General features: G+C 48.2%; 5 protein-coding genes. 3 read left to right on the top strand and 2 right to left on the bottom strand.

What is annotated here, in order from left to right; all coding sequences use genetic code 11:
- Window positions 1–471 precede the first annotated feature (471 nt).
- The 3 genes from AB1L17_RS31120 (at window position 472) to AB1L17_RS31110 (ending at window position 4,895) form a co-directional block, all read left to right on the top strand.
- Entirely contained in the window at window positions 472–2,589 is a 2,118-nt protein-coding gene (locus AB1L17_RS31120) for a sensor histidine kinase (RefSeq protein ID WP_412848795.1), read from the top strand.
- Window positions 2,574–3,194, top strand: a complete 621-nt coding sequence (locus tag AB1L17_RS31115) for a response regulator (protein WP_412848796.1) — start codon at window positions 2,574–2,576, stop codon at window positions 3,192–3,194. The genes AB1L17_RS31120 and AB1L17_RS31115 overlap by 16 nt, the downstream gene beginning before the upstream one ends.
- A gap of 588 nt (window positions 3,195–3,782) precedes the next feature.
- Window positions 3,783–4,895 (top strand): aminopeptidase, encoded by a 1,113-nt coding sequence (locus AB1L17_RS31110; protein WP_412848797.1) that lies wholly within the window; start codon window positions 3,783–3,785, stop codon window positions 4,893–4,895.
- 25 nt (window positions 4,896–4,920) lie between these two features.
- On the opposite strand, the gene AB1L17_RS31105 is transcribed toward AB1L17_RS31110, so the two are convergent.
- Together AB1L17_RS31105 and AB1L17_RS31100 are read right to left on the bottom strand one after the other, a co-directional pair.
- On the bottom strand, window positions 4,921–5,349 hold the full coding sequence (locus AB1L17_RS31105; RefSeq protein WP_412848798.1) for a DMT family transporter: 429 nt from the start codon (window positions 5,347–5,349) through the stop codon (window positions 4,921–4,923).
- 23 nt (window positions 5,350–5,372) lie between these two features.
- Entirely contained in the window at window positions 5,373–6,071 is a 699-nt protein-coding gene (locus AB1L17_RS31100; RefSeq protein WP_412848799.1) for a cyclic nucleotide-binding domain-containing protein, read from the bottom strand.
- Window positions 6,072–6,238: the final 167 nt, after the last annotated feature.

Genomic DNA, 6,238 nt, shown 5'->3' with positions numbered 1-6,238 from the left:
GAGCTTTAAGATGTCAAAGTTAAAAAACAGAGAATGAGCGAGAAAACAGGAGAAAACATTACTTTATAGTGGGAGGTTATTCATAGGTGAAGCTGAAATTCCCCGCCATTTATTCCTACGCTGGGGCGGGCTCCAGAGGCGCTTGGACTGGAAATTCGCTTCTTCCTACGCGGCTTTTTATTCGTTGAAAGTGTTTCTAAGATGTTTATTGTAAAGCCTTTTTGCGTTTACTTGCAAAACGTTTTAAAAGCTCGAACTGAATACGAAGCTATACGGAAGCACTGTCACATGTTTGGAAGGAGACCGCCCGAACGAAGAGAGGAAAAAGGCGACTGGAAAACATGTGGCAGGGCTTCTCCCGAGCACTACAGTAGGTGGACATCCATCTCGGATTGGAAAAATGGGGGTTTTGATCCAATCTGTTTCGTACTATGCTAACGTTAGAATATTTGGAATAGGATGAGCGCCGCAATGAGGAAGTGGAAGTGGTTTGCTAGTTTATACAGTCTCATCGCCATCATCATGATCGGGATGCTCATCGTGCCCTCATTCACTTGGGCAGTGGAACAACCACCTCGGGCGGAACAGGGCGTGCTGGATTTGCGTGGAGTGGACTGGGAAGACGGCGAAACGGTATGGCTGGATGGGGAATGGGGTTTTTACTGGCAGCAGCTCCAGAGCCCGGGTACTTTCGATTCCCATGCGTCCGAACGTGAATTCATGCAAGTGCCTTCGACCTGGAAGGAGGGAGCGGGTGCCAGGACAGATATATCCAATCACGGATACGCGACGTACCGGCTGTCTATCCAGCTGGACGAGCAACAGTCAGGAAGGCCACTCGCGCTCTATATGCCCAGTGTCGCAACAGCCTACAAGCTGTGGATCAACGGCAAGGTCATGGCTGAAAACGGCGTTGTCGGCGAGAATCTGGCGGAGATGATCCCGAAAAACTATCCCAAGGTCGTTGTATTTCAGCCGGATCAGTCACAGGTGGAGCTGGTGATTCACGTCTCTAATTTTGTTCAGCGAAAAGGCGGCTTGTGGGAATCGATTGCTTTGGGGTCTGCGGATCAAATCATGCAAAAGCGCGAAGCCAACATCATCTATGCAGGCATGATTGCTGCGTCTTTGATGATTATGGGCATCTATCATTTCGGGTTGTATGTCACACGCAAAAGAGAGATATCGACCCTCTATTTTTGTGGAGTGAGCATCGCGATCTCCATCCGTATTTTATTTTTGGGAGAGACGATGGCTGTCAGCCTGTTTCCACAAATTCCGTGGGAAATGGGGGTTAAGCTGGAGTACATGTCTTCGCTCGTCACGATGATCATGCTCGCTTGTTTTGTTCGCTCGCAGTATACGGCATTCTTCCATCGTTTCATTCAGAGAGTCTGCGTATGGACAGGGCTTCTCTTTATTCTCTTCGTGTTATTCACTCCTGCAAGAATCTATACTGAATGGATTTATGTAGGGGAAGCCTATTTGCTGCTTAGTTATAGCTACATGCTATTCGTTTATGGACGGGCCATCCTTCAAAAACAGCCCGGGTCTCTCTTAAATGGAATGGGTCTCCTCGTATTTTTCGCGGCAGTCGTCAATGAAATTTTGTTCTACGCGCATTTGTCTCCGTTTGAGAATGCGATTCCGTTCGGCTTGCTCGTCTTTTTACTCACCCAAATGATGAATTTGTCCATGGTGTTCGCCCGTTCCTTTGCCCATGTTGAGCAGCTTTCTGAAGTGCTCGCGCAAACGAATGAATCGTTGGAGCAAAAAGTACAGCAGCGGACAAAGGCACTCGCGGACAAGAATCAGGAGCTGCAAAGGATGGAGGAGTCAAGGCGCATGCTCCTCTCCAATATATCGCATGAGCTCGGAACGCCGCTAACGTCGATTCAAGGATTCATCAAGGCGATGATTGACGGTGTGGTCAAGCCCGATGACCCGAAATACCTGGGTATCATCTACGAGAAAACAATTTATTTGCATCGAATCATCACCGATTTGTTCGAACTGTCCAAGATGGAGTCGCGACAGCTTCGCTTTCATTTTCAGCCCTTGCCATTGGTGGGATTTTTCCGTGGATTGTACGAGAAGAACTTGCTCGATATGGAGGATAAAAATCTGCAATTTAAGTGGGAAGCACAGATGGAGCCGAATGCAAAGAGCAAGCTTATGCTGGTCGCTGATCCGATTCGCCTGGAGCAGGTCATGAGCAATTTGCTCGTTAACGCACAAGCGTATACGCCACAGGGTGGAACTATCACGCTACATGTTGCATGGGAGCTGGCGGAAGATGGGACAGGTGAGGCTTTGATTAAAGTAATAGACTCCGGGGCAGGAATGAAGGCGGCGGCGCTTCCCTTTGTATTTGACCGGTTTTATCGGGGGAGTGGATCAAGAAAGCTGCGAACGGCAGGAGTCGGTTTGGGTCTGGCCATCTCCAAAGAAATTATCGAAAATCATCAAGGACAAATCGGCGTACAAAGTACGGAGGGAGAGGGAAGCACCTTCTGGTTTTCCCTGCCAGTCTACTGGAAGGAAGAGAGTAACGAGGGAAGAGAGGATGTGCGATGGGCAACGAGGTAATTCTTTTGGTAGAAGATGATGAGAGTATCCGAGAATTGGTCAGGCTCTATTTAGAAGCGAATGGATTTCAGGTGCGCGAGGCAGAGGATACGGGGCAAGCGCATGCCATGCTGCTGAGTGAACAGCCTGATATGGTCCTCCTCGACATTTTGCTGCCGGATGGATCGGGTTTAGAGCTATGCCAGATATGGAGGCAGAGTGGAATCGATGTGCCCGTCCTGTTTTTGAGCTGTAAAAATGACACGGAGGATATGATCGCTGGCCTGGATCTTGGCGGTGATGATTATGTGACGAAGCCCTTTGATCCGAATATGCTGATTTCGCGGGTGAAGGCGCATTTTCGCAGGAGAAGCCTGCAGGAGAAGACGAACAAAGCTCTGCTGTCTCCCAAAGGACTGATTGAGCCTTTAACCAAACGAGAGCTGGAGATACTCCGCATGATCAAAGCAGGGTCTACGAATCAGGAGATCGCTCTTCATTATCAAATATCGATCGGCACAGTCAAAGGGTACAATAATCAGCTGTTCAGCAAGCTTGGTGCGAAAAACCGGACGCATGCCATCATGCTCGCAAGTCAGCTCGGCGTTTTTTTAGATGAACCCTAACTTTGGTTGGCTCCTCTTTTTCCTCGGTTTTGCTAGTATGGAGGCATAACATATAAGAGGAAGTGGACGGGAGTTCATGCTCGCTCAAATTTGGAGTTCAGTGTACGTGTATTTGATGATGCTTGCCTTGACGCCGTTCGGTTTGGTGGGGATTCCCCAAGGAATTGGTATCCTGCGAGGAAATATCGGTTTTGGTATGAGCTTTTATGTCGTGTTATTCGTGAATCCCTTCTTATATCGTCTTTATTTATATCAAATCAAAAAACGTATACAAAAGAAAAGGCTTGAATGGCGACGGCAAGACCTGTGGATGCGAGGAATCATCTGGACAATCGGCTCGCATTTTATCGTATATGAGATGCTCTATTTTTCTCTCCCCCAGATACATTCCAGCGATAAGTCCTCGCCACCCTTTGTCTTGATGGCTCTTTCTGCCGTCGCTCTCCTTTTTTTGGCAGCCAGTACAAGCTATGTCTCGTACAAGTACAGCCCCGCGGGAGTGCAGTCCCGATTTTTCCGATGATAATCCTCTGACAAACCAGCGTTATGCTGGAAGGGTACAATCAATCTGGAAAGGAATGTGCTCGGATGAGAGATGAACGGCTTGGGAAAATAGCAGACAACTTAATTTCGTACAGCCTGGATGTGCAAGCCAAACAGCATATTATGATCATGGTCGTGGATGAAGGAGAACCGCTGGCAATCGAATTGGTGAAGCGGCTGTATGCGAAGGGAGCATATCCCCACCTTCGTTTTGTACGGCCAAAAGTCCAGCGAGAATGGCTGAAAGGACTCACTGCGGAGCAGCTAGCCCACACGGTTCAATGGGAAAAGGATCTGTGGCATGGCATGCAAGGCTACATCGGGATTCATGGCGAGACGAATGACAGTGAGATGAAGGATGTTCCCGGGGAGAAGTACCGATTGTACGCAGAAGCTTACGAGTCCATTATTCATCATGTAGACAATCAGATTACGGGACTGCGCATTAATTACCCGACTTCGGCACTCGCCCAGAAGGCCAGTATGACGACAGAAGCGTTTGAAGATTTTTATTTCAACGTATGCTCACTCGATTACCGGAAAATGGCAGAAGCGTGCCAGCCGCTGTATGACTTGATGGACAAAACTGACAGGGTGCGCATCGTTGGACCGGGGACAGACCTGACGTTTTCCATCAAAGGGATTGGGACGCGGACGGCTGTAGGCAAACGAAACATGCCCGATGGCGAGGTGTATACGTCCCCTGTGCGCGACTCGATTCACGGGACGATCAGCTACAATACACCCAGTAACTTCAAAGGAACGACTTTTGAAAACGTGCGCTTTACTTTTCGGGAAGGTAAGATCGTCGAGGCGTACGCCAACCATGCGGACAAGCTACATGAAATATTGGACACGGACGAAGGTGCCCGCTACATCGGTGAGTTCGCCATTGCGTTTAACCCGTACATTTTGCATCCAATGGGCGATGTTTTGTTTGATGAAAAAATCGCCGGGAGCTTCCATCTCACGCCGGGGCGTGCCTATGATCAGGCGGATAATGGCAACCGCAGCACGATTCACTGGGATCTGATCTGCATTCAACGCCCGGAATATGGTGGCGGTGAAATCTGGTTTGACGATGTACGGATTCGAAAAGATGGAAAATTTGTGCATGAGGCATTACTGGGGCTGAATCCGGAGCAATTGATGCTGTAGGGGAGGGCGATGATGCCCTCCTTGTTTACTTGAGTTTGAAAACCACTACACCTGCGATCATGATGCCGATTCCGATGATCTTGTTCAAGGTAATGGGAACCTTTTGCACACCGAACAGGCCGAGAGAATCAATGAGGAGAGCGACGAGAAGCTGTGAGATGAGCAGAATCGATACGGCGTAGGCAGGCCCGATGGCAGTAATGCCTTTCATCACACTAAAAACGATGAGTGCACCGAAAACTCCACCTAGCAAATACACCTTGTTGACTTCCCCGATACTTTTCCAATCTCCATCACGAACGGCGAGAAAAATCGAAAACGAAACAAGAAAGCCTACGGCGTGAACGATCGCATTGGTTTGCCACAGTCCGAGCTTTGTACTTGCCTGCGCATTGAACACACTTTGCAAACAAATAAAAACGCCAGCGAGTAATGAAAAGAGTATGCCTTGCACAAGATGACCTCCTATATGGTTGTTTATTCGTATATATTTCCGCTTGCCAGCTCACTGATTTTTTCTCGATCTTTGATAATCAGTGCGCCTTTTTTGCGTTCGATCACAGATGCAGCGCAAAGATTTCGGATGACCCGGTTCAAATGCCGATAGCTGGTGCCCAACAGCTCCGCGACCTCTGTCAGCTTCGACGCCTTTAATTCTTCGGAAGAACTAGACAACGTATCGCTAGTCAAGGTGGAGAGCAAATAGCTGGCAAATCGATTCTCAACAGGATACAACAGGTTTAGGCTGGTAGAGTTCGATGATGTATGCAGCTTGTGACTGATTTTATGTAGGATGAACTGCAAAAATGGCGGGTGGTTCTGATAGTTTTCCTGCAATATTTTGAAGGGAAGACTAACTACGAGACTTCGATGAACAAACTCCACAGTATTGCGCGCCTCGCATTGCGTGACATACTCTACGTCTCCGATAATGGCGAGTGGATTGTTAAAGCGCAGCAATAATGATTTTCCGTTCGGGAGCGTCGTGAAAATTTTGATTTTTCCCTCCAGAATGAAAAACATATGGTGTAGCTGATCGCCCTTCGAACAGAGGATGTCACCTTTCTCAGCCTGATACAGGCGCATTTCCTGAATCGTAGCTGCATCAAAAATAGCGGGCAAGGGACTATTTTGAACAAGCGTATGCAATCGTGTACGGTCGTGAAGCTCTTTCATTTTTCAAGCCTCCTGCTGGTTTGCTTTGCAGGCAATACCTTCTCTAGTAAAAAGGATTTGCACGCGAAAAGAAAGGACATATGTCCTTTTTCCATGTGCGCCCAGCATGGGCGTTATCTCTAGGGTTAAAGTCCCGAATGGTGAAGGCAGTAGTAGCCATTAGCTTA

It is taken from the genome of Brevibacillus jepli (assembly GCF_047229145.1).
In the GTDB taxonomy this organism is placed as follows: domain Bacteria; phylum Bacillota; class Bacilli; order Brevibacillales; family Brevibacillaceae; genus Brevibacillus.
Note: the sequence above shows the minus strand (reverse complement) of the source record. Positions and strands in the feature narration are given on the sequence as shown.